This window comes from Streptomyces sp. NPDC096323, from assembly GCF_040302845.1.
Classification (GTDB): domain Bacteria; phylum Actinomycetota; class Actinomycetes; order Streptomycetales; family Streptomycetaceae; genus Streptomyces.
Genome location: NZ_JBEOSI010000002.1, coordinates 549,592 through 572,006, shown reverse-complemented (window position 1 = coordinate 572,006; position 22,415 = coordinate 549,592). Strand labels below are relative to the sequence as shown.

Sequence of the window (22,415 nt, the reverse complement as noted above, 5' to 3'; positions counted from 1 at the left end):
CCCCGGTGGGCCGCCCCCCCCCGGGCTGGCCGGCGGCCGGCCCCCCCCGGCGGCCCCGGGCGCCCGGCACGGCGGGGGGGGGGGCCGCAGGCGGCCGCCCCCGCCGGGCGGGGGCGCGCGGGGGAGAACTCGCCCACCCCCCCGGCGGGGGGTTTGCGGCGCGCGCCGCGCTTGCGCGGCGCCTTGATAAAGTAGAGAAACTCTTACCGCACTGCCTGGTTCAGAGCGCGATCGGCTCGTAGGCCAACGCTCAATCGATGATCTTGTGAGCGCTCAGGCCGGGATCGAAGTCCCAGTAGACGTACTCCCTGATGTGGGGGCATGCGAGTCCGCGGTGCAAGGCGTCCCAGATCTCTTCGCCTTCGGCTTCGCTGGCAATGTCGCCGTCCAGGAGGCGCTGGACGAGGGGTAGAGCTTGGTCACGGCTCATTCTCTTCTTTCTTTCGAACCGGGTAAGCGGCTTCGTTGTGCATGCCGCGACGACCTGCGAGCGCATAGCAGTACGGGGCGGAGAGGACGCGGGCATGCGATCAGCTACGGCGTGGGGCTGACCACGGCGTCGACCGAGTCGAGGGCGAGGCTCCACGGGTATCCCTCCGCGCGCCGCTCCCCCGGCTGGTGCGGCTCGAACCCACCCTGCCCGTACAGCACAGAAACCCCCATGTCCCGGAGCTCGGCAATGCTCCGGTCCAGCGCGCGGTGCTGCGCGTAAGCGGCGTTCACACACGGCATTGCGACGAGCGGAATGCCCTTCCCGATCGCCTCGGCCGCGAAGCCCACCACAAAGCTCGACGTGATTCCCCCCGCCCACGAGTTGATCGAGTTGAACGTGGCCGGCGCGAACAAGGCCACGTCCGCGCGAGGCCATACATCTGCCGAAGTCACCGCCTTGTACTCGGACCGCACGGGGTGCCCGGTCAACTGCTCCAGGTCCGACATCTGCGGTTCCAGCCACCTGGCTGCCGACGGGGTAAGGCCGAGACACACGTCGTAGCCGCGGGCCTTGGCATCCTCGATCACGGAGGCGACCTCCAGCACAGGCGGTGCGGCGGAACCGAGCAGATAGAGAGTCGTCATGCCGCCATCCCATCGCGCCCGGGCTCGAACATGCAACCGCCCCCAATCCTGCTTGGCGCCGGGGAGATTGCGGTCCACGACGCGGGTGCGCCGGTACCGTTCCAGATGACGAGTCAGGAACGAGGTACACGCATGCCCACACGCGACGGCTACGGCAGCACAGGCGATCGCATCAAGGAGCAGCGGCGGCGGGCCCGTCTCAGCCAACGCGAGCTGGCACAGCGGATCCCCTACTCGTACAGCCTGCTCAATCAGGTGGAGTGCGGGGCCCGCGTCGCGACTGGCGCGTTCACCAACGCCGTGGCGACCGCGCTCGGGATCGACATCGCTCTCCTCACAGGACCGCCGGGCGTGTCCGATACGCAGCATGGGCGCCTCACCGCTCTGGTAGGCCCCATCCGCGAGTCTCTCGCCCCGTACGACCTGGCCCCTGGCGGTCGTACCCCCGCTCGTCCCGTGGCCGACCTGGTGCTCGACGCCGACCGACTCTGCCAGGAGGTTCGGGCGGCGCATCTTCGCAAGGCTGCCCGCGCGCTGCCTGACGTCATCGAAGACCTGACCCTCGCAGCTACGACCGCGCCGACAACCGAGACATGGCGCGCCCTCGCGTCCACCTACCGCACGGCCCACGACATCGCCCTGAAGTTGGGGTTCCCGGACCTCGCCGTCGTCGCCCTGGACCGCATGGGCTGGGCTGCGGATCGCGCCTCGGACCCATGTCTGGCCGCAATCCGTCAGTACCGCAGGGCACTCGGGTATGCCGAGGCCGAGCACGGCCTCGGGCAGCGTCTGATCGAGGCCGGCCAAGCGCTCGTCACCGACCAAACGTCACGGGAAGGACTGGCCGTCGCCGGCCAACTGCACCTCGGCGCATCGGCCGTGGCCGCGCGGGGCGGGGCGGGGACAGCGGCGCCGTGGAGCAGCACATCGCTGCGGCGCGCGAGTTGGCCGACCGTGTAGGCGGCGAGGCCCCCGAGGTGCACTGGCTCAGCTTCGGGCAGATGAACGTCACCCTGCACGAGATGGGCGCGGCCATCACCATGCGCCGACATGACGACGCGCTGCGCCAGGCCCGCGCGGTGAAACTCCTGCCGACGACGCCGACTTCACGGCGATCCCGGTACCTGGTGGACAGGGCGCTGGTGGAGATGGAGACAGGGCACCTCGACGCCTCGCTGCAGCACCTACTCGCAGCGCGGCGGACCGCCCCGGAGCAGACCCGCCACCACCCGCGGACCCGCGAGACCGTAACGGGCCTCCTCCACACGTCCCGCCGTACCTCTGAACCACTCGTCGCCATGGCCACGTGGATCGGTCTGTAAGCCCCTCGCAGCGCTCACAAATCTGTGAGCATTGTGCCTGTCGAGTCCTGGCACGCTCGCCTCACCGATCAGCGACGAGCCGGGGGCCGCCATGACTGTAAGAAACTTGCCGCCAGTCACCGCACTCACTGAGCAGCAGCAGCGGGGCTGGCGCTGCGTGTGGTGTCAGCACCTGCTGAGGGTCGGCGTTGACGTCGACCTCGGCGAGCAGCGCGCCAGGGCGACCAGCGGGGCCGCGTACGCGTGGTTCCCTCGGGCCTGCCGCGACAAGGCCGCGTGCGCGAGGCGTGAAGCGGAGCAGAACCGATGACCGTGCGGTCGGTAATCCGCCTGGCGGACTGGACGATCGGCCCTGATCGCGCCCCCGGCGCGTCCGGCCCGGTGTACGAGGTGGAGTGCACCACCTGCATGGAGCGGTCGGACGCGGACGAGAACCGGAGACCGCCCGAGGACTGGGCATTGCGCCACGCCGGCCGCAACCCTGACCACCGCGGCTTCCGGGCGATCATCACGTCGTTCCTCCGTGTCACCCCGGCGCCAGGCAATCCTCTGCACAGGGCGATGTCCTGACGACGGAGAGCGCCCCGATCTCTGGGTACTGCTGGGCTCAGAATCCGGAGTCGGCCGGACGCTGGGTGCTGAACGGCGGCTACGAGCTCAGCAGTGCCTCACCACTCATCGACCCAAATCATGACCGCTATGCCGCCATTGTCCGCCGTCCTAAGGCGGCTGCTGCTGCGGACTCAAACGGAAGCGATCAGGTACGGCCGGCGATGTCAGACGTCTCGGTGGCCCTCCCGGGCGGTCATTAATCTGTTCGCATGAGCCTGAACGAAGACCGCCGGTTTCCCACTGCGCTCGCCGCTGCTATGGCGGTCCGGCTCGACTGCATAGGCGAGGGCGGCGTCGAATTCGAACCCTACGGCTCCTTTCTGACTGCTGACGAGACAACGGATTGGCTCCGTGCGTGGACGGGCAACAGCGCCCTGACCGGGGACGCCTTCCGGGTCTTCGGTCAGGATGGGACCGGCGGGAACGCAGCCTTCTGGCTGATCCGTCCAGGCCGGAACCTGGCAGAGCAGCCCGTTGTCTTCATGGGCTCAGAAGGAGAGACCGGAGTGGTCGCCCGAGATCTGGGCGCCTTCCTATGGTTGCTGGCTGACGGCTTCGGCCCGTGGGAAGCGGCCGCCTTCTACGAACCCGAACCCGACTGGGTTCCGCAGGCCAACGAGGAACTAGCGGCTATCGCGGAGCAGCACGCTCCGGCTTGCCGCGCGTCGGCAGCGACGATCGTCGCGCAAGCCACGCAAGAGTTCCCCGACTTTGACGACACCATCATGGGACTGTGCCGCTGAGTCCAGCCATTGGGCCGGACAGCGCAGCCGCCTGCATCGTCAGGTCTGGGCCGGCTCACCGACACACGACTCCAGGAGTCCGCACGCCACCGGCAGATCTGAGGCGTGGTGATCTCACTCAGGAGCCGTTCGCGAAGGTCGGCAGGCGGTGGAGGCTCAGCGCCCGGCCCGTGAACGGTCGCGACCAGGCGATCGCCGATCAGCCCGACGAGCCGCTCCGAGGGCCCGGCCTGTGGAGTCCGACGAATCATCTGGCACGTAGCTGACACGACACCACTCCGCCGCCTCCCCAGCTGAAGACGAACAAGGCCCAGGCTCCCGGTTTTGTACCGGTGACCTGGGCCTTTCCCGTGTTTCCTGCTGGTGGGCGCGGACGGTTTCGAACCGCCGACATCTGCTTTGTAAGAGCAGCGCTCTACCCCTGAGCTACGCACCCGTGGATGAAGCAACAGGTTACATGCCCTACGGCGCCCGTCGACAATCGGTTACCCGGCCCGGGGCAGCCCGGCGTCGCGGGGTGTAGGGGCCGTACGGGGGATATCCCCACCCCCGAGACGGTGGGCGGCCGGATCGTCCTCGCGGCGGGGGCTGCATACGGTGGGGGCACATCGGCAGCGCCAGCCAGGGGGACTCGATCGTCATGACCATCCGCACCCGTACTCGTACTCGTACCGTCCTCGCCGCCACCGGGGGAACCGTTCTGCTCGTCGGCGTGCTCAGTGGGTGCGGCAGCACCGATGTGGACGACGCGCCCGCCGAGCACAAGTCCTTCGCGTACAGCGGGAAGGCGCTGACCATCGATGCGGAGAACTCCGCCGTGGACGTCGTGCCCGCCGATGTGGAGCGGATCGAGGTCACGCGCAGATTCGACGGGTGGGTCGTCCTCGGGAGTGGGCCGGATCCCGTGTGGAAGCTGGAGGGCGACACGCTGACGCTTCGGGTCAAGTGCGACGCGATGATCAGTAACTGCGCCGCTCAGCACCAGGTCAAGGTGCCTCGCGGGCTGGACCTGACCGTGGACGCGGACAACGGGAAGATCACCGCGTCCGGGTTCGGCACGCCGCTCAAGCTGTTCTCCGACAACGGCCAGATCGTCGTACGGGACGTCACCGGGCCGCTGGAGCTGAAGAGCGACAACGGTTCCGTGCGCGGCGAGCGGATCTCGGCTGCTTCCGTGGTGGCCCGCTCGGACAACGGCTCGGTGGAGCTCGGCTTCAGCCGGGTCCCGGATCTTGTGGACACCGTCAGTGACAACGGGGCCGTCACCATCGACTTGCCGGCCGGCGGGAGCACGTACGCCGTGTCCGCGTCGGCCGACAACGGGGACGTCTCCGTGGCCGTGCCCCGCAGTGACGACAGCCCGCACGCGGTGAAGGCGCGCAGCGACAACGGGCAAGTCACCGTGCGAAGCGCGAACTAACAGGCCCGTGTGTTCGTCCTTACCTGGTGGGAGAATGTACCGGGCAGGGCGAATCGGCACGGGAGAGGGATGTGACGGCGACACACGCGAAGCCGCAGGCGAGAGCGGGTGGGAGTTCCGCCGTCAAGGATGTCCCTGTCAGTGGAGAGGGAAGCGGTCAGGGAAACGGTCGCGGATTCGGTCTTCGTGATGTCCTGCTCGTGATGGTGCTGCCCGTGCCCCTGCTCGTGGCGGCTCTGCCTGCCGCCTTCGCCGGCGGTGGTACGCGGCGTTGGTTCGGCGGGCGCGGGGAGGGCCAGCGGGCCGAGGCTCAGGCTGCGAAGGATGCCGCCGCCGAGGCCTTCTACGAGCTGGACACCGCGCAGCGCGACCTGCAGATCTCCATCGAGACCATCACGGCCGTGGACAGTTCCCCTGCCGCCCGGAAGGCCGTCGACGACTTCGCCGCTCTCGGGCGGCGCATCGATGCGGCCAGCCACGCCTACATCACGGCTGTCGACGCCCACGATCTCGACCGGCACGACCTCGAGCCTGCGGTCGCCTCTCGGGCCCGGACCGAGCTGTCCGCCGCCAAGGACGAGCTGGTACGGGTCAAGGGCGAGCTGGACCGGTTCGCCGCAGGGCTCGGTCCGCTGCTCGGGACCGCCGAGACGCAGCTCGCCCGGCTCGCCCCCGCGGTGGAGCGCGCGCGACAGGCGCTCCTGGCCGCGAGCAATGCTCTCGATGCGGTGCGGGCGTCCGGCCTGCGGGCGGATGATCTCGCCGCGCGGCTGGCCGCCCTGGCCCCCGAGCTGACCAAGCTCAACCAGGGTGCCGGCCGGCACGGCGTCCCCGACACCCTCCAGCGCGCCGATCAGGTGCTGCGGGACGCCGAAGCCGTACGCGCCGAGGCGGCGCAGCTGCCCGAGCGGGCCTCCGAGATCGACAAGCGGCTGGTGACGCTGCGTACGCGGGCGCAGGCGCTGACGACCCGGTCGGCGTCCGTCGAGCCCGTGCTCAGCGAGTTGCGGCGGCGGTTCTCGGCGGCCTGCTGGCAGGACCTCCAGCCTGTTCCCGAGCAGGCGGCCATCAATGTGCGCCAGGCCGAGGAGAAGCTCAAGGAGGCCGCGAAGGCGCGTGACGAGCAGCGGTGGGCGGATGCGACGTCGCGGCTGAGTACGGTACGAGCCCTGCTCAACGCCACGGACGAGGCGGTGTCCGCGGCCGGTGACCGGCTGCAGCGGCTGGACGCCGTCGCCAAGGACCCGCAGCAGGAGATCCAGCGCACCCGGTTCGCGATCCGCGACGCCCAGCGCCTCGCCATGGCCGGGCGCCACACGCCCGAGCCGCGCCACGCCCAGCCGCTCGACGACGCGGTGGCCCGACTCGCCCAGGCCGTCACCGCCCTCGAGGGGCGCCATCCCGACTACTGGCACTTCCTGACGGTGACGGAAGGCGTACGGCAGACCGCCGCACGCGTCGTCTCCGAGATCCGCGAGGAGCGCGGGGCCGGCGCCTGACCCGGGGTAGCGCGAGCCCCGGGGTAGCGCGAGCCCCGGGGTAGCGCGAGCCTCGGCCAGGGCGGGCGTGCGAGGCCAGAAGCTTTCGTACGCCTCCTGACGTGCGGCGGCCCCGCCCCGGCGCGATCCTGGAGTTACGTGAAGGAGGGCACCATGGCCACCCATGTACTGCCTCCGGCCCGGCGCCCGGCCGCCGCCAAGGCCACCCACCGCAGAGCGATCCGGCTCGACGAGCACCTCCCGGTGGACCACCGCCTCAGCCGCTTCTACCGGATCGGCGCCGGACTGATGGGTCTCGTGCTCGTCGCCTTCGGCATCCTCGGGCTGACGGACCACGTCGGCTTCTTCGACACCGGCGGCGACACCGTCGCGGGCCTCAGCACCAACGGCGCGCTCAGCGTCCTGTCGATCTGCATCGGGCTGCTCCTGTTCGCCGGGATGGTCATCGGCGGCAACGTCGCCTCGACGCTCAACATGGTGCTGGGCATCGCCTTCATCCTCAGCGGCTTCGTCAACCTCGCCCTGCTGGACAGCCGGTTCAACTTCCTCGCCTTCGAGATCGAGAACGTGCTGTTCAGCTTCGTGGTCGGTGTGCTGCTGATGCTGTTCGGCATGTACGGACGTGTGAGCGGCGGGCTCCCCCACGACAATCCCTACTGGCGGTCCCGCCATCCCGAGGCGGCGGCGCGTGAGCAGCGGCTCACGCGGCGGCGGGCGGTCGAGGACATGCCCGTCGCCCGTTCCGGCCGATAGCCCGGGGTCGTGTCCCGGCGATGGCCCGGGGTCGTGTCCGGCCGATAGCCCGGGGTCGTGTCCGGCCGATAGCCCGGGGTCGTGTCCGGCCGATAGCCCGGGGTCGTGTCCGGCCGATAGCCTGGGGGCATGCCTCGTTACGAGTACCGCTGCCGCTCCTGCGGAGACACCTTCGAGCTCAGCCGTCCGATGGCCGAGTCCGCCGCCCCCGCCTCCTGCCCCGCCGGGCACGAGGACACCGTGAAGCTTCTGTCGGCCGTTGCCGTGGGCGGTTCGACCGCGTCCGCGCCCGCGCCCTCCGCCGGTGGTGGAGGCGGGGGCTGCTGCGGCGGGGGCTGCTGCGGCTGAGCCGACGGCGCCCCCGGCGTCTCTACCGCTTGCGTGACAGTGTCAGTCCGTCCGACACCGTGAGCAGCACGCTGTCCATCCGGGGGTCGGCGGACACGTGGTTGTTGAACTCCTGGATGGCCGCCGTCGCCCCGGTTGCCCGCGGGTCCGTCACGCCGCCGTGGAAGAGCACGTTGTCCGTGGTGATGAGGCCGCCCTGGCGCATCCGGGGCACCAGTTCCTCCCAGTACGCGATGTAGTTCTCCTTGTCCGCGTCCAGGTAGGCGAAGTCGATGTGCGGCTCCGCGGGCATGGCCCGCAGGGTGTCGAGGGCCGGGGCGATCCGCAGGTCGATCCGGTCCGCGACGCCGGCCTTCGCCCAGGCCTCACGGCCGTAGGCGGTCCACTCCTCCGAGATGTCGCACGCGATCAGCCGTCCGTCGGTGGGCAGCGCCTGAGCCATGGCCAGGGCGGAGAACCCGGTGAAGGTCCCGACCTCCACGATGTGCCGGGCACCCGTCAGCCGTACGAGGAAGGCGAGCAGCGGGCCCTGTTCCTCGGCCGACTGCATGCCGGCGTGGCCGGGGAGCTTGGCGTACGTGGTCTCCACGAGTTCGCGCTGTACCGCGTCCAGCGGCGGGTTGTGGGCCAGCATGTACGCGTACAGCTCGTCCGTGATCTTGGTCTGGTTGCCCTTGGTCATCCGCACCACTCCCCGCTCGGCCGAGTTCTCCGCCGACGGGCGGGAACGCCGTGACTGTAGTCGTCGGACGTTTGGGGTTCGACTCAATTGCCATGGCGCGCCGAAAAGTTGATCGTCAAGCCGCCCGGCGCAGCCCCGACGCACCGAGGAAGCGGCGCAGGATCTCCTCGCCCGCCGCCACGCCGCTCTCGGCGGTCACCTCCACGTGCGGGGCGCTCCAGCCGGCGTCGGCCAGTTCGCCGTGGCCGGGGCGCCAGCCCCGGTCGGCGGCGAGCAGCAGGTCGGCGTCGAGGAGGGAGTCGCCCGCGGCCAGGGTGAGCGTGGCGCCGGTGCGGCGGGCGACCTCGCGCATCGCCGCGCTCTTGGTGAGCGGACGCGGTACGACGTAGATCTTGCGGCCCTGGAGCGAGACGGTCCAGCCGCGCGGCTCCGCCCACGCGGCGAGCTCCTTCGTCCACTCGGCGGGCAGCAGGGCCCGGTCGACGACGAGGTAGGCGAAGAGGTCCTCGGCGACCCGTTCCTTGAGCAGCCAGGCGGGGTCGGCGGCGGAGACGAGATGGGTGCGGATCTCGTCGAGCGTGGCGCACTCCTCGGCGAGCCTGCCGGCCACGGTGCGCTGCCAGTCGCGGTCGGACACCCCGTCCACCAGGATGTGCCCGCCGTTGGCGCAGATCGCGAACTCCGCTGCGGCGCCCGGGAGATGAATGCGGTGGTACTGCTCGCGGGTACGGGTCGTCGTCGGTACGAAGACCGTGGACGGGGAGCCTGTCAGCTCGTCGAGCAGGACCGCGGCCGCCTCCGTGACGTATGAGAGGGGCTTCTTGTCGTACACCTCGACGCAGAGCAGTCGGGGGGCCTCGGCGTCCGGCATGGCGAGCTGGAGGGCGGCCGCCGAGTAGATGAGGGTGCGGTCGAGGTCGCTGGCGACCAGCGTCACGGGGGTGCTCACTTGGTGTCCACCGCCCGGCCGTCCGCGCCCGTCGCGCCGCGCGTGTACTTGGGGTGGATCAACCCGACGCAGGTGTACGGGAGTTCGTCGACCTCCTCGACCGGCACGCCACGCTGCTGGGCCAGCAGCCTGATGTGTTCCAGGTCGGCGCCGGCGCCGCGCTTGGCGAGGATCTTCCAGGGGACGCGGCGCAGCAGGACGCGGGTCGTCTCGCCGACGCCCGGCTTGACGAGGTTCACGTCGTGGATGCCGTGCTCCTCGCTGATCCGTTCCACCGCGGCCCAGCCCTCCCAGGTGGGGGCACGGTCGGCGGTGAGGAGCTCCTTGACCTCGGCGTCCACAGCGTCGGCGACCTCGCCGAAGCGGTCGGTGACGGTGTCGAGGAAGTGGCCGGAGACGTCGGATCCGGCGAGTTCCCGGTAGAACTTCGCGCCGTGGAAGTCGTCGGGCCCGACGAGGTCGGAGCGCAGGACCGTACGGGAAATCAGCCCGGAGACCGTGGAGTTGAGGCAGGCGGACGGGATCAGGAAGTCCTCGCGGGTGCCGTACGTACGGACGCAGCCGCCCGGGTCGGCGAGGACGGCGATCTCCGGGTCGAAGCCCGCGTTCCCCTCGGACTCCTCGAACTCGGCGATGGCTGCGGCCAGTTCGCGGGTGATGGCGCCCTTGCCTGTCCAGCCGTCGACGAAGACGATGTCGGCCGGGTCGTGGTGGGCGGCCAGCCAGCGCAGCGCGTTGGCGTCGATGCCGCGGCCGCGCACGATCGAGACCGCGTAGTGCGGCAGGTCGATGCCGTGGCGGAGCTGGGCCCAGCGGCGCATCAGTACGCCGACGGGGGTGCCGGCCCGGGCCAGCGAGACGAGGACGGGGCGGGGACCGCGCTCGGCGAGGACCGTCTCGGTGACCGTGCCGACGGCGCGGGCGATGCGGGCCGCCGACAGGCCCAGGGCCGCCTTGAACAGGTCCTGGTACTCCTCGGACGGCTGGTACTCGACGGGCAGCGACTCGGCGTAGTGCGCGCCGCCGCTCTGTATCGCCTCCTCGCGCTCCTCGGTGGGCGCCTCCAGCTCCGTGTCCGACAGGTCCTGGAGCAGCCAGCCGACCTCGTCCGGCGCGTAGGAGGAGAAGGCGGGGCCACGAAGGGGCTCGGGCAGCATGGAGGCTTCTTCCTGCCGGTGGGGCCGGTGGGGGGTGTACGCCGGTGACGTCCCGGCGGCGGTGGCCCCGGACGGTACGTACGAGGGGACGACCGCCAGCAGGACATGGGCGGCGTGCGGGGCGAGCTGCCGCAGCAGGCCGCGGGGGCCGTGCAGTGCGGGAGTGTCGGCGGTGGAGTCGACGACGAGGACCACGGCGTCGAAGCCGCCGCCCGCGACGTTGTACGCGTAGCGGTCGCCCGGGCCGTCGGCCGGGTCGTCGTGGGCGGGGAAGACCAGCCGGGTGCGTATCGCATAGCCCGGGTCGTCCACGGCGAGGACCGGGGAGCGGGTGGTGGTGGAGTAGCGGACCTCGGCGTCGACGCGCTCCTCCAGGGCGGCGCCCAGGCGCAGGGGTGCGTACATCAGCTCCTCGAAGCCCAGGACCAGGACGCGGCGGGCGTGCTCGCCCACGGCTGCCGCGATGCGGTCGGCCATGGCGGGGAGCGCGGGCTCCAGGAGGGCGCGGTGCGCGGGGGTGAAGCCGTGCCGGCCGCCATCGGGCACTCCGGCGGGCCACTGGAGGTCGATCCGGGTGTGGGGGGCGTCGCCCGGCAGCTGGGGGTCTGCCCCGGGCCGCCCCGCCCGCTGCGCCGCCTCGTGTGCGGCGACGAGCTCCTGCCCCTTCTCCAGGATCCCTTCCGGGAGGCGGACCGTGCCCGAGTTCCTCGCCACCAGGTCGACCCGGGCGCCGATCTCCTCGGCGAACTCCGCGAGCCGCCCCCGGTCGTCCGGTGAACGCATGTCGACCAGGGCCACGATCACGTACCGCTTGCGGGGGTAGCGCTCGTGCAGGGCGCGAATCGTGTTGAGGACGGTGTTACCGGTGGAGAACTCGTCGTCCACGAGGACCAGGGTCGCGCCCGTGTCGCCCCCGTCGCTCGCCAGCAGGCCCGGGTCCTCCGGCAGCAGCAGGTGCGAGGTGGCGTGCGAGTGCGACTCCTCGAAGCCGCCCGCCCGCGCCACGCCCTCGACGGGGCGCCGCGTCGAGTGGAGGTACGGAGCTGACCCGAGCCCGTCGGCGACGGCGTGGCCGAGGCCGGTGGCCGTCTCCGCGTAGCCGAGCACGATCGCGTTCCGTGCCCCGTCCTCGCCGAGCAGCTCGCCCACCCGGCGGCCGAGCGCGAAGCCGGCGCCGTACACGACCGAGGGGCGCTGCGGCACGTGCTTGCCGAGCACGTTGGACACGAGCAGATGCGCCCGCTTGGGGTTGCGCCGCAGGGCGAGGCCCAGCAGCTCACGGAGCTCACCGTCGCCCACCAGCTCGACGCCCAGCCGCTCCGCGACCCAGCTACCCGACCACACCACGTTCGCCGTTTCCTTCCGTTGCCCTGTCACGCGCACCCGCTCACCGGGGGCCCGCCGTCTGTCACGCACCCGCTCACCGGGGGCCGCTGTCTGTCACGCACCCGCTCGTTCCGGGAATCCCGCACGCCACTCACCCGGGGAAACCCGCGCGGATGCCCCGCTCATTCCGCGAGGCCGGCCGCCAGCAGTTCCACGAAGCCGACGTCCTCCTTCGCCACGCCGAAGACCTCGGCCCGCCGCAGCGTGCGTTCGGCCCAGGCCCGGTGGGGCTTCACTTCATTCATCTTGTTCGTGTACGCGGAGCGCAGCACCCCGCCACCGTCGCGCTCCGGCCGCAGGATGTCCTGCGCGTCGCTGAACTCTTCATGGCTGACCACGGACAGTGCGTGCACGGGAGCGACGTGCGACGGGTGGATGCAGGTCTTGCCGAGCAGGCCGTTGGCCCGGTCGAGCTCGATCTCCCGCAGCAGTCCGTCCAGGTCGTGCGCGATCAGGGCCGTGCGCAGTTCCTCCGCCCGGCCCTCCAGGAAGGGGCTGCGGCGCAGCTGTGGCTTGAACATGCGCTCCTGGAGCCTGAAGTACTCCCAGACGGGGCCGGTGATGGTGAAGCCCGTGCCGTCCGCCCGGCCCAGCACGTTGACCACGTCGGAGATGACATCGCCGACGATCCGGACGTCGTACGCCGTCATGTCGGGCGCGCGGCGCAGTCCGTACGCCGAGCAGAAGTCGGTGACGCCGAGGCGCAGGGCGAGCACCCGGTCACGGTAGGTGTCGACGGTGCGGGCGATCTTCTCGAGGGACTCCCGACGGGTCTCCAGATGGAGCAGTTCGGGCGACTCGAGCACGGGCATGGCGAAGAGCCGCCGGCCGCCGGCGGACTCGGCCTTGGTGAGCGCTTCCATGAAGGGGACGCCACGCTCTTGCGTGAACTTGGGAAGTACGAATCCGGACAACAATCGGACGGATTCTCCGAGCCGGCGCACAAGGTCCGTGATCTGGCGCGGTTCGCGGACGCGGATGAACAGCAGGGGCAGTTCGCCGCCGCGTTCCGCGAGATCGGCGAACTGCCCGACCAGGTTCTCCTCGGCGGCCGGCACCTCGGAGTCCTCGATCGAATCCTCCAGGCACAACACCATGGAGACGACTCCGCGACCGGCCTGCTTGATGACGTCGTCGGCGAGCCGGGGCCGGGTGGCGGGGCTGTACAGCGTGGCGCCCAGGGCGGCCGCGAGGACAGGGGCCGGCGCGTCGGCATCGAAGGTGCACGGCTCACGGAAGAACAGGTCGCCCCTCGCGGCCGGTGCGATATGCCCGAAATGACGCATGCAATTCCCCCTGTACTGCCTGACCGACCGGACAACGTGTGGCCGGTAATAGTACGTACGGACGGGTGTCGGCAGTTCCCTGCCCACATGAATTCCGGGTAACTCGTCCATTTAGCGATGCTTCCGAAGGGTGCGGAACTGCTCGCTCCGTCCTTCCCGTGCGACACGGCTTGCGCCCCCCGCGTTGTCCGCACGGGCAGCCAGCAGGCAGGATGACCGGCATGACGCACGCGATGGTGAAAGGCTCGAACGTCCCCCTGGACGCCATGGCGGTACGGGCCGTGCTGCGCTGGACCCCGGGCGCCGGGACCCCCGACGTGGACGCCTCGGCCCTGCTGCTCGGCTCGGGCGGCCGCGTGCGCTCCGACGAGGACTTCGTCTTCTACAACCAGCCGCGTCACCCCTCCGGCCTGGTGCGACGACTCCCGAAGCGGAGCCTGCCCGAGGGCCTGACGGACACCATCGAGGCCGACCTGAACGGGCTCGACCCCTCGGTCGACCAGGTCGTCATCGCCGCGTCCTCCGACGGGGCCGCCTTCGAGCACGTGCGCGATCTGCGCATCCTGTTGTACGACGCCGCGGCCCCGGGCGGCGAACCGCTCGCCGTCTTCGACGTGCGGCCGGAGACCGGCGAGGAGACCGCGATCATCTGCGGCGAGCTGTACCGGCGCGGCGATGGCTGGAAATTCCGGGCCGTGGGGCAGGGGTACCCGACCGGTCTCATCGGTCTCGCGACCGCCTTCGGCATCTCGGTGGACGAGTCGGAGGCCGCCGCCGAGCCCGGGCCGACGCCGCCGCCCGCGCCCGCCTTCCCGCCCGCCCCGGCCTCCGGCGCCGACGCACAGGCCACCATCCAGCACCAGCAGCCCGCGTACGGCTACCCGCAGCCCTCTCCGGCCCCTGCCGCCCCCGGACCGGGATCCGGCTACGGCTACCCCCAGCCGGCGTCCGCACAGCCCGCCTACGGCTATCCGCAGCCCGCCGCGGCGGCGGCGCACGCTCCCGACCCGAATTTCGTCCTGCCGCCGCAGGGTCCGCAGTTCATACGGCCCTGACCTGCCGCCCCTGCCGGTCCTACGCCCGGGTCTTGTACCCGCGTCCCCACTGCATGCCGTACCCGTACAGCCGGTCCAGCTCCGACTGGAATCCGTACACGAACTTCACCTCGCGCCGCACGATCAGCTCGCCCTTGATGTTTTCCAGCGTGAACACGGCGCAGGAACGGGCTTGCGGGGCCCGTTCCTCCAGCTCGATCTCGATGCGCGGCCCGTTGCCCGGATAGAGGGTCACCTTCGCGTGCGTACGGTCGAAGGCCGGGGTCTGGTCGTAGATGTAGACGAAGAAGAGCATGCGCTTGATCTGCTCGCGCTGGTCGAGGTTGACGTAGACGGTCTCCCCGGACGCCGAACCGAAGCGGTCGTCGCCGCTGAGCTTGATGTACGGCGGCCCGTTCAGATCACCGAGCAGATTCCCGAGCGGCTGCACCACTCCCTTGGTGCCGTCCGTCAGCTCGTACATGCAGCCCAGGTCCAGGTCGACGTTGGCCACGCCCCGGGTGTGGGCCTGGACGACGTCGGGCTGGAACAGCTTCAGCGGCCGCAGCAGCCGTCCGCTCTGCCGGGACCGGCCCCCGATGTCGGACGTACGCATCTGCCAGGAGAGGTTGACCCGGAGATTGCCGCTCAGCGCTCCCTGCTTGGTCAGGGAGACCGTGGCGTGCCGCCGGGAGAGCACGATGGAGTTGGTGGCCGCGCTGCCCGACTCGAACTGTGCTTCCCGCCCCGGCCACAGGCTGTCCCAGAACGCCATCCCCAACCCCCACACATATCGGCCTCGCCTGTCGCACGCGGCACATGCGACGCACGCACCGCTGCGGGGCGGCTCCGGGCCGGATCCGGGTGTTCCCCGAAGCCGTTGCCGTACGAGCCGCCCCGCAGAGAGCGTTCCTCATTCCCTGCCGGGTCACACCCCGGCGGAGACTTCCTTGTTGCTTTCGCCGCCTTCGGCCTCGATCGCCTTGTTGCGCCGGACCGAGGACCAGAAGGACCAGCCGATCAGGATGACGCCGACGGAACCGGTGATGAGCTCGTGGATCTCGTACTGGATCGTGACGAGCAGGATGACCGCCAGGGCGCCGATCGCGTAGTGCGCGCCGTGCTCCAGGTAGACGTAGTCGTCCAGGGTGCCCTGGCGGACCAGGTAGACCGTGAGCGAACGGACGTACATGGCGCCGATGCCGAGGCCCAGGGCCATCAGCACGATCTCGTTGGTGATCGCGAAGGCGCCGATGACACCGTCGAACGAGAAGGACGCGTCGAGCACTTCCAGGTAGAGGAACATGAAGAACGCGGCCTTGCCGGAGAGTGCGACCGCGGAGAGCTTCTTGCCGGTCCGCTTGGCCTCTTCCTCCGCCTCGTGTTCCCGTTCCTCCTCCTCTTCGAGCTTGTTCTCGAAGTAACCGGAGAGACCGCCGACGACGAGGTACGTGATCAGACCAGCGATCCCCGCGAGCATGACCGTCTCGGCCTTGTCCGCGTGTCCGCCGCCGTGCTGGTGCGCCTGGGTCGCGAAGGTCAGGGCGGAGATCAGCAGGACGATCAGCGCGATGCAGACCGACAGCATGTCGACCTTGCCGAGCTTGGCGAGCGGGCGCTCGATCCAGCGCAGCCACTGGATGTCACGGTCCTCGAAGATGAAGTCGAGGAAGATCATAAGCAGGAACATGCCACCGAAGGCGGCGATCGCCGGATGGGCGTCGGTGACCAGTTGCTTGTACTGGTCCGGGTCGTTGAAGGAAAGATCGATTGCCTCGATCGGTCCCAGCTTGGCGGTGATGGCCACGATCACGACGGGGAACACCAGTCGCATACCGAAGACCGCGATGAGGACACCGACGGTGAGGAAGATCTTCTGCCAGAAGGCACTCATCTTCTTCAGGATTCCGGCGTTGATCACCGCGTTGTCGAAGGACAGCGAGATCTCCAGGACGGAAAGGATCGCCACCACTCCGAAGGCTTCCCACCCCCCGTAGAACCACGCTGCGACCAGACCGATCGCGGTAATCGCGAACGACCAGCCGAAGGTTTTCAGAACCACTGGCTACCCCATCATGTGTGTAACGGGTCTCCCCCGAGTTGCCCGGGGCTCCCCCGCGCTGTACGCGGCTTTACGAAACGTTGACCCCGAAGTCTAGAGCGATGCCCCGGAGTCCCGACGCGTACCCCTGCCCCACTGCACGGAACTTCCACTCGCCGTTGTAGCGGTAGAGCTCACCGAAGATCATCGCGGTCTCCGTGGAGGCGTCCTCGCTGAGGTCGTACCGCGCGAGTTCCTGGCCGTCGGCCTGGTTGACCACGCGGATGAACGCATTACTGACCTGGCCGAACGTCTGCCCGCGATTGTCGGCCTCATGGATGGAGACCGGGAATACGATCTTGTCGCAGTGGGCCGGCACCTGGTCGAGGTTGACGATGACCGACTCGTCGTCGCCCTCGCCCTCTCCCGTGAGGTTGTCACCGGTGTGCTCGACGGAACCGTCGGGGCTCGTGAGGTTGTTGTAGAACACGAACCATTCGTCGCCGAGCACCCGGCCCGACTGGCACAGCAGCGCGCTGGCGTCGAGGTCGAAGTCCGCCCCCGTGGTGGATCGTGCGTCCCAGCCGAGCCCGATGAGCACCTGGGTGAGATTGGGTGCGGCCTTGGAGAGGGAGACATTGCCTCCCTTGGCGAGCGTGACGCCCATGCTGTGTCCTCCCCGAGTCGATGAACCGGTGATGAGCCGGCGGATCCGTCTGCTGAGCGCGTCCGGCGCCGCACAGCTGTGCGGCGCCGGACGGGACGTGCTGAAGGCCTGTCCGGGACCGAGGGCCCGGACAGGGCTTGCTAGACGTTGACGCCGAAGTCCTGCGCGATGCCGCGCAGCCCCGAGGCGTAGCCCTGGCCGATGGCGCGGAACTTCCACTCCGCACCGTTGCGGTACAGCTCGCCGAAGACCATGGCGGTCTCCGTCGAGGCGTCCTCACTGAGGTCGTAGCGCGCGAGCTCCGTGTTGTCGGCCTGGTTGACCACGCGGATGTACGCGTTGCGGACCTGGCCGAAGCTCTGCTGGCGGGACTCGGCCTCGTAGATCGAGACCGGGAAAACGACCTTGTCGACGTCGGCCGGGACACCGGCCAGGTTCACCTTGATGACCTCGTCGTCGCCCTCGCCCTCACCGGTGAGGTTGTCACCGGTGTGCTCGACGGAACCGTCGGGGCTCTTGAGGTTGTTGAAGAAGACGAAGTTGCCGTCGTTGCCGACCTTGCCCTCGACGTTCGTCAGCAGGGCGCTGGCGTCGAGGTCGAAGTCTCCGCCGGTGGTGGTACGAGCGTCCCAGCCCAGACCCACGATGACCGCGGTCAGGTTGGGCGCGGCCTTGGTCAGCGAGACGTTGCCGCCCTTGCTGAGGCTGACTCCCACGAGTCCTCCCATTGGTTTCTTTGGGGGCCGGCCGGTGCCGGCGCCTCCACGTCGTGTTGGCATCCGATCAACGACTGGATCCTAGTGACCGGTTCCCGGCCAAAACAGGCTTTTGGCCGGGGGTCGCGCCGGGATCCGCCGGATTTCGGATCAGAGGGCGCCGAGCGCCTTGATGTACTCGTTGAGGTCGCGCGCGTCGGGCAGGCCGTTGACGACCGTCCAGCGCACCACGCCCTCCTTGTCGATGATGAAGGTCCCGCGCACCGCGCAGCCCTTGTCCTCGTCGAAGACGCCGTAGGCGCGCGAGGTCTCGCCGTGCGGCCAGAAGTCCGAGACGAGGGGGTACTCGAGACCCTCCTGCTCGGCGAAGACGCGCAGGGTGTGGATGGAGTCGTTGGAGACGGCGATCAGCTGCGTGTCGTCGTTCTCGAAGGTGGGCAGCTCGTCGCGGAGCGCGCAGAGTTCGCCCGTGCAGACGCCGGTGAAGGCGAACGGGTAGAACAGCAGCACCACGTTCTTCTCACCACGGAAGTCCGAGAGCTTCACGGTCCGGCCGTGGTTGTCCTTCAGCTCGAAATCCGGGGCCTTGGTGCCGACCTCGATCGCCATGAAAACGCGTCCCTTCGCTACGTCACCGGGCTGGGCTGTCCGGGTGACTCCCACCCTACGCAGCGGCGCCGGGCGGGCGTGCGGCACCCGGGAAGCCGGTGCCGTGACCGGCAATGTTTGCGCGACGGGGCAAAGCCCGCCGGGAGGGGCACTACCCGCGGACGTACGGGGAAATGTGCGGGGGAATGCGCGAAGGCCCCGGATGTGCCGGGGAATGTACGAAGGCCCCGGACGGCGTGACGCCGTCCGGGGCCTTCAAGGGGGGAGTGCGGTTCAGCGCCTGGTCTTGGCCGCCTTCGGCGTGACCAGACGGCTGCCCGTCCAGTCCTTGCCCGCACTGATGCTCTTGGTCTGGGCGAGACCGGCTGTCTGGGCAGCCTCGTTGATATCGCTCGGCTCGACGTATCCGTCACGGCCGGTCTTCGGCGTCATCAGCCAGACCGTACCGCCGTCCTCGAGCAGACCAATGGCATCCACCAGCGCGTCCGTAAGGTCGCCGTCCTCGTCACGGAACCAGAGCAGGACGACGTCAGCGACGTCGTCGTACTCCTCATCGACGAGTTCCTGGCCGGTAGTGGCCTCAATGCCCTCACGGAGCTCCAGCTCGACGTCGTCGTCGTAGCCGATCTCCTGGACCACCTGTCCGGGCTCGAACCCCAGGCGTGCTGCCGGGTTGGTTCGCTCCTCCGCGTGGTCCGCGGTCGCGCTCACGGGTTGCCTCCTGATCATGTTTCGGAAAATGCTGCAGCCACGCGCGTGCGCGGGGCGTTGGCCGTAGTCCACACGGGAGTGGCGGATCGCGCAAGTACCCAGCGTACGAGACCGCCTAAACGGTGACGTTCCCTGCCACGTCGCCGCAGTGTCGGCGGGCCCTTCGCGGGAGCCGGCGCTGCCGTCCACACCCTTGGACCGACCTGCACCTGAGGGGCGGCGTCGCGGGGCTGGGCACGCGCATCTGCGGCGTTGTCGTCAATCACCATGGCTCCGCCATGCCTCAATCCTCCGCCTTGCAGCTGCACGCACCCGGCCCCGCTCCTTCACCCACCCTCCAGATGCAGGTCGGTCTTACGTCCTTGAACAGCTTATGCGGTTTCGGTCCGGCAATCGGAGTCGGACAGCATTTGGGAGCACTTGGACCCCTTTGGCCCGTGCGTCCGTCCGGGGAGCCGGGTTCGTGAACGCCTGCGGTTACCTTTCGGTAGAGATGACGTTTCACGTCCTCGCGGTACACGATGGGATGGCGTACGCGCAGACATCCCGGGGGACGCCTCCCGTGACCAGGCCCCGTAGAGCAGCACCGACAGCGAAGGAACAGCGTGGCTTCCGGATCCGATCGCAACCCGATCATCATTGGCGGCCTTCCGAGTCAGGTCCCGGACTTCGATCCCGAAGAGACCCAGGAATGGCTCGACTCACTCGACGCCGCCGTCGACGAGCGAGGCCGTGAGCGGGCCCGCTACCTCATGCTCCGGCTCATCGAGCGCGCGCGGGAGAAGCGTGTCGCCGTGCCGGAGATGCGCAGCACGGACTACGTGAACACGATCGCCACGAAGGACGAGCCGTTCTTCCCCGGCGACGAGGAGATCGAGCGCAAGGTCCTCAACGCGACCCGCTGGAACGCGGCCGTGATGGTGTCGCGCGCGCAGCGCCCGGGGATCGGCGTGGGCGGCCACATCGCCACGTTCGCCTCCTCCGCCTCGCTGTACGACGTGGGTTTCAACCACTTCTTCCGCGGCAAGGACGACGGCCGGGGCGGCGACCAGATCTTCTTCCAGGGGCACGCCTCCCCCGGGATCTACGCCCGCGCCTATCTGCTGGACCGGCTGAGCGAGGCGCAGCTCGACGCCTTCCGCCAGGAGAAGTCGAAGGCGCCGAACGGCCTGTCCAGCTACCCGCACCCGCGGCTGATGCCGGACTTCTGGGAGTTCCCGACCGTGTCGATGGGTCTCGGCCCGCTCGGCGCGATCTACCAGGCGCGGATGAACCGCTACATGGAGGCGCGCGGCATCGCGGACACCTCCGATTCGCACGTCTGGGCGTATCTGGGTGACGGCGAGATGGACGAGCCGGAGTCGCTCGGCCAGCTCTCCATCGCCGCCCGGGAGGGCCTGGACAACCTGACCTTCGTCGTCAACTGCAACCTGCAGCGCCTCGACGGGCCGGTGCGCGGCAACGGCAAGGTCATCCAGGAGCTGGAGTCGCAGTTCCGCGGTGCCGGGTGGAATGTCATCAAGCTGGTCTGGGACCGCTCCTGGGACCCGCTGCTGGCGCAGGACCGCACGGGCATTCTCGTCAACAAGCTGAACACCACGCCGGACGGCCAGTTCCAGACGTACGCCACCGAGACGGGTGCGTACATCCGTGAGCACTTCTTCGGTGACGACCCGCGGCTGCGCGACATGGTCAAGGACATGACCGACCAGCAGATCCTGCACCTCGGGCGTGGCGGTCACGACCACAAGAAGGTCTACGCGGCGTACGCGGCGGCCAAGGCGCACAAGGGCCAGCCGACGGTGATCCTGGCGCAGACGGTCAAGGGCTGGACGCTGGGGCCGAACTTCGAGGGCCGCAACGCGACCCACCAGATGAAGAAGCTCACGGCCGAGGACCTCAAGCGCTTCCGGGACCGCCTGCACATCCCGATCGCGGACAAGGACCTGGAGGACGGCAACCCGCCGTACTACCACCCGGGCCGCGACTCGGAGGAGATCCAGTACATGCACGACCGCCGCAAGGGCCTGGGCGGTTACGTCCCGACCCGTGTGGTGCGCGCGAAGCCGCTGGCGCTACCCGATGACAAGGCGTACGCGACCGCGAAGAAGGGTTCGGGTCAGCAGTCGATCGCCACCACCATGGCGTTCGTCCGCATTCTGAAGGAACTCATGCGGGACAAGGAGATCGGCAAGCGTTTCGTGCTGATCGCGCCCGACGAGTACCGCACCTTCGGTATGGACGCGTTCTTCCCGAGCGCGAAGATCTACAACCCGCTCGGCCAGCAGTACGAGTCGGTGGACCGCGATCTGCTGCTCGCGTACAAGGAGTCGCCGACCGGGCAGATGCTGCACGACGGCATCTCGGAGGCGGGCTGCACGGCCTCGCTGATCGCCGCGGGTTCGGCGTACGCGACGCACGGCGAGCCGCTGATCCCGGTGTACGTCTTCTACTCGATGTTCGGTTTCCAGCGCACGGGCGACCAGTTCTGGCAGATGGCCGACCAGCTGGCACGCGGTTTCGTGCTGGGTGCGACCGCCGGGCGTACGACGCTGACGGGCGAGGGCCTGCAGCACGCGGACGGCCACTCGCAGCTGCTCGCGTCGACGAACCCGGGCTGTGTCGCCTACGACCCGGCGTTCGGGTTCGAGATCGCGCACATCGTCAAGGACGGTCTGCGCAGGATGTACGGCGGGACGCCCGAGGAGAACGAGGACGTCTTCTACTACCTCACCGTCTACAACGAGCCGATCCAGCATCCGGCCGAGCCCGCCGATGTGGACGTCGAGGGCATCCTGAAGGGTGTCTACCGCTACCGCAGCGGCGAGAAGGGCGCGATCCCGGCCCAGATCATGGCGTCGGGTGTGGCGGTCCCGTGGGCGGTCGAGGCGCAGCGCATCCTCGCCGACGAGTGGAACGTAAAGGCGGACGTCTGGTCCGCGACCTCCTGGAATGAGCTGCGGCGCGAGGCCGTGGACGTGGAGCGGTACAACCTGCTGCATCCGGAGGAGGAGCAGCGCGTTCCGTATGTGACGCGCAAGCTGTCCGGGGCGCAGGGGCCGTTCGTGGCGGTCTCGGACTGGATGCGGTCCGTGCCCGACCAGATCTCCCGTTGGGTGCCCGGCGCCTACCAGTCGCTGGGTGCGGACGGTTTCGGCTTCGCGGACACGCGTGGGGCGGCCCGCCGGTTCTTCCACATCGACGCGCAGTCGATCGTCCTGGCGGTGCTGACCGAGCTCGCGAAGGAGGGCCGGATCGACCGTTCGGCGCTGAAGACCGCGGTCGACCGTTACGACCTCCTGGACGTGGCCGCGGCCGACCCGGGCGCGGCGGGCGGCGACGCGTAGGGATGTACGCACGGACGCGGGGCGGCGGGACCTGAAGGGGTCCCGCCGCCCCGCGT

Annotated in this window: 22 protein-coding genes and 1 tRNA gene; 10 read left to right on the top strand and 13 right to left on the bottom strand. The window is 69.5% G+C overall.

The features are described 5' to 3' along the window. Positions 1-250: 250 nt before the first annotated feature. Positions 251-430, bottom strand: a complete 180-nt coding sequence (locus tag ABTX18_RS06525; RefSeq protein ID WP_352121606.1) for an e9imm peptide — start codon at positions 428-430, stop codon at positions 251-253. 104 nt (positions 431-534) lie between these two features. Then, positions 535-1,077, bottom strand: a complete 543-nt coding sequence (locus ABTX18_RS06520) for a flavoprotein (RefSeq protein ID WP_352121605.1) — start codon at positions 1,075-1,077, stop codon at positions 535-537. A 132-nt stretch (positions 1,078-1,209) separates the two neighbouring features. Between ABTX18_RS06520 and ABTX18_RS06515 the strand changes: the two genes are divergently transcribed. From ABTX18_RS06515 to ABTX18_RS06500, 4 genes are all read left to right on the top strand, one after another. Then, positions 1,210-2,037 (top strand): helix-turn-helix domain-containing protein, encoded by an 828-nt coding sequence (locus ABTX18_RS06515; protein WP_352121604.1) that lies wholly within the window; start codon positions 1,210-1,212, stop codon positions 2,035-2,037. Then, positions 1,992-2,399, top strand: coding sequence for a hypothetical protein (locus ABTX18_RS06510; protein ID WP_352121603.1), 408 nt, complete (start codon positions 1,992-1,994; stop codon positions 2,397-2,399). The genes ABTX18_RS06515 and ABTX18_RS06510 overlap by 46 nt, the downstream gene beginning before the upstream one ends. A gap of 306 nt (positions 2,400-2,705) precedes the next feature. Continuing rightward, a complete protein-coding gene (locus ABTX18_RS06505) occupies positions 2,706-2,969 on the top strand; it encodes a DUF7848 domain-containing protein (RefSeq protein ID WP_352121602.1) in 264 nt (87 codons plus the stop codon). 251 nt (positions 2,970-3,220) lie between these two features. Beyond that, entirely contained in the window at positions 3,221-3,754 is a 534-nt protein-coding gene (locus ABTX18_RS06500) for an SMI1/KNR4 family protein (protein WP_352121601.1), read from the top strand. Positions 3,755-4,115: 361 nt separating this feature from the next. Here the strand turns inward: ABTX18_RS06500 and ABTX18_RS06495 are convergent. Continuing rightward, positions 4,116-4,190: transfer RNA gene (locus ABTX18_RS06495), tRNA-Val, on the bottom strand. A 204-nt stretch (positions 4,191-4,394) separates the two neighbouring features. On the opposite strand from ABTX18_RS06495, the gene ABTX18_RS06490 reads away from it, so the two are divergent. From ABTX18_RS06490 to ABTX18_RS06475, 4 genes are all read left to right on the top strand, one after another. Continuing rightward, positions 4,395-5,174 carry a DUF4097 family beta strand repeat-containing protein gene (locus tag ABTX18_RS06490; RefSeq protein WP_352121600.1) on the top strand — a complete coding sequence of 260 codons (780 nt, stop codon included), beginning with the start codon at positions 4,395-4,397 and terminating at the stop codon, positions 5,172-5,174. Between the two features lie 71 nt (positions 5,175-5,245). After that, the gene (locus ABTX18_RS06485; protein ID WP_352121599.1) at positions 5,246-6,673 is read left to right on the top strand and encodes a hypothetical protein; all 1,428 of its coding nucleotides are present in this window, start codon (positions 5,246-5,248) and stop codon (positions 6,671-6,673) included. Between the two features lie 153 nt (positions 6,674-6,826). Next, positions 6,827-7,426, top strand: a complete 600-nt coding sequence (locus ABTX18_RS06480; RefSeq protein ID WP_352121598.1) for a DUF4383 domain-containing protein — start codon at positions 6,827-6,829, stop codon at positions 7,424-7,426. A 129-nt stretch (positions 7,427-7,555) separates the two neighbouring features. Continuing rightward, positions 7,556-7,774 carry an FmdB family zinc ribbon protein gene (locus tag ABTX18_RS06475; protein ID WP_352121597.1) on the top strand — a complete coding sequence of 73 codons (219 nt, stop codon included), beginning with the start codon at positions 7,556-7,558 and terminating at the stop codon, positions 7,772-7,774. Positions 7,775-7,796: 22 nt separating this feature from the next. Here the strand turns inward: ABTX18_RS06475 and ABTX18_RS06470 are convergent, their stop codons facing one another. The 4 genes from ABTX18_RS06470 to ABTX18_RS06455 all read right to left on the bottom strand — a co-directional run bounded on the left by ABTX18_RS06470 (position 7,797) and on the right by ABTX18_RS06455 (position 13,234). Further along, positions 7,797-8,456: an O-methyltransferase gene (locus tag ABTX18_RS06470; protein WP_352121596.1), complete on the bottom strand. Its 660-nt coding sequence runs from the start codon at positions 8,454-8,456 to the stop codon at positions 7,797-7,799. Positions 8,457-8,571: 115 nt separating this feature from the next. Further along, the gene (locus ABTX18_RS06465) at positions 8,572-9,405 is read right to left on the bottom strand and encodes an HAD family hydrolase (protein ID WP_352121595.1); all 834 of its coding nucleotides are present in this window, start codon (positions 9,403-9,405) and stop codon (positions 8,572-8,574) included. Continuing rightward, complete coding sequence (locus ABTX18_RS06460) at positions 9,402-11,909, bottom strand: phosphoribosyltransferase (RefSeq protein ID WP_352121594.1); 2,508 nt, start codon at positions 11,907-11,909, stop codon at positions 9,402-9,404. The genes ABTX18_RS06465 and ABTX18_RS06460 overlap by 4 nt, the downstream gene beginning before the upstream one ends. 161 nt (positions 11,910-12,070) lie before the next feature. After that, entirely contained in the window at positions 12,071-13,234 is a 1,164-nt protein-coding gene (locus tag ABTX18_RS06455) for an HpcH/HpaI aldolase/citrate lyase family protein (RefSeq protein WP_352121593.1), read from the bottom strand. Positions 13,235-13,455: 221 nt separating this feature from the next. On the opposite strand from ABTX18_RS06455, the gene ABTX18_RS06450 reads away from it, so the two are divergent. After that, complete coding sequence (locus ABTX18_RS06450) at positions 13,456-14,289, top strand: TerD family protein (protein WP_352121592.1); 834 nt, start codon at positions 13,456-13,458, stop codon at positions 14,287-14,289. Between the two features lie 19 nt (positions 14,290-14,308). Here the strand turns inward: ABTX18_RS06450 and ABTX18_RS06445 are convergent, their stop codons facing one another. The 6 genes from ABTX18_RS06445 to ABTX18_RS06420 all read right to left on the bottom strand — a co-directional run bounded on the left by ABTX18_RS06445 (position 14,309) and on the right by ABTX18_RS06420 (position 19,012). After that, positions 14,309-15,043, bottom strand: coding sequence for a TerD family protein (locus tag ABTX18_RS06445; RefSeq protein ID WP_352121591.1), 735 nt, complete (start codon positions 15,041-15,043; stop codon positions 14,309-14,311). A gap of 153 nt (positions 15,044-15,196) precedes the next feature. Further along, a complete protein-coding gene (locus tag ABTX18_RS06440; RefSeq protein ID WP_352121590.1) occupies positions 15,197-16,330 on the bottom strand; it encodes a DUF475 domain-containing protein in 1,134 nt (377 codons plus the stop codon). A 70-nt stretch (positions 16,331-16,400) separates the two neighbouring features. Then, positions 16,401-16,976, bottom strand: a complete 576-nt coding sequence (locus tag ABTX18_RS06435; RefSeq protein WP_352121589.1) for a TerD family protein — start codon at positions 16,974-16,976, stop codon at positions 16,401-16,403. A 140-nt stretch (positions 16,977-17,116) separates the two neighbouring features. After that, a complete protein-coding gene (locus ABTX18_RS06430; RefSeq protein WP_352121588.1) occupies positions 17,117-17,692 on the bottom strand; it encodes a TerD family protein in 576 nt (191 codons plus the stop codon). Between the two features lie 150 nt (positions 17,693-17,842). After that, on the bottom strand, positions 17,843-18,301 hold the full coding sequence (locus ABTX18_RS06425; protein ID WP_148017458.1) for a peroxiredoxin: 459 nt from the start codon (positions 18,299-18,301) through the stop codon (positions 17,843-17,845). 273 nt (positions 18,302-18,574) lie between these two features. Further along, positions 18,575-19,012, bottom strand: a complete 438-nt coding sequence (locus tag ABTX18_RS06420) for a DUF3052 domain-containing protein (RefSeq protein ID WP_136325066.1) — start codon at positions 19,010-19,012, stop codon at positions 18,575-18,577. A 605-nt stretch (positions 19,013-19,617) separates the two neighbouring features. Here ABTX18_RS06420 and aceE point away from each other — a divergent pair. Then, positions 19,618-22,359 (top strand): pyruvate dehydrogenase (acetyl-transferring), homodimeric type, encoded by a 2,742-nt coding sequence (gene aceE, locus ABTX18_RS06415; RefSeq protein WP_352121587.1) that lies wholly within the window; start codon positions 19,618-19,620, stop codon positions 22,357-22,359. The last annotated feature ends 56 nt before the right edge of the window (positions 22,360-22,415 follow it).

Excerpts from the sequence above, each read along its gene's own strand:
- ABTX18_RS06470 (WP_352121596.1), bottom strand. The coding sequence starts at position 8,456 with ATGACCAAGGGCAACCAGACCAAGATCACGGACGAGCTGTACGCGTAC.
- ABTX18_RS06515 (WP_352121604.1), top strand. The coding sequence starts at position 1,210 with ATGCCCACACGCGACGGCTACGGCAGCACAGGCGATCGCATCAAGGAG.
- ABTX18_RS06445 (WP_352121591.1), bottom strand. The coding sequence starts at position 15,043 with ATGGCGTTCTGGGACAGCCTGTGGCCGGGGCGGGAAGCACAGTTCGAG.
- ABTX18_RS06480 (WP_352121598.1), top strand. The coding sequence starts at position 6,827 with ATGGCCACCCATGTACTGCCTCCGGCCCGGCGCCCGGCCGCCGCCAAG.
- ABTX18_RS06525 (WP_352121606.1), bottom strand. The coding sequence starts at position 430 with ATGAGCCGTGACCAAGCTCTACCCCTCGTCCAGCGCCTCCTGGACGGC.
- ABTX18_RS06475 (WP_352121597.1), top strand. The coding sequence starts at position 7,556 with ATGCCTCGTTACGAGTACCGCTGCCGCTCCTGCGGAGACACCTTCGAG.
- ABTX18_RS06500 (WP_352121601.1), top strand. The coding sequence starts at position 3,221 with ATGAGCCTGAACGAAGACCGCCGGTTTCCCACTGCGCTCGCCGCTGCT.
- ABTX18_RS06435 (WP_352121589.1), bottom strand. The coding sequence starts at position 16,976 with ATGGGCGTCACGCTCGCCAAGGGAGGCAATGTCTCCCTCTCCAAGGCC.
- ABTX18_RS06505 (WP_352121602.1), top strand. The coding sequence starts at position 2,706 with ATGACCGTGCGGTCGGTAATCCGCCTGGCGGACTGGACGATCGGCCCT.
- ABTX18_RS06455 (WP_352121593.1), bottom strand. The coding sequence starts at position 13,234 with ATGCGTCATTTCGGGCATATCGCACCGGCCGCGAGGGGCGACCTGTTC.
- ABTX18_RS06425 (WP_148017458.1), bottom strand. The coding sequence starts at position 18,301 with ATGGCGATCGAGGTCGGCACCAAGGCCCCGGATTTCGAGCTGAAGGAC.
- ABTX18_RS06490 (WP_352121600.1), top strand. The coding sequence starts at position 4,395 with ATGACCATCCGCACCCGTACTCGTACTCGTACCGTCCTCGCCGCCACC.
- ABTX18_RS06450 (WP_352121592.1), top strand. The coding sequence starts at position 13,456 with ATGACGCACGCGATGGTGAAAGGCTCGAACGTCCCCCTGGACGCCATG.
- ABTX18_RS06520 (WP_352121605.1), bottom strand. The coding sequence starts at position 1,077 with ATGACGACTCTCTATCTGCTCGGTTCCGCCGCACCGCCTGTGCTGGAG.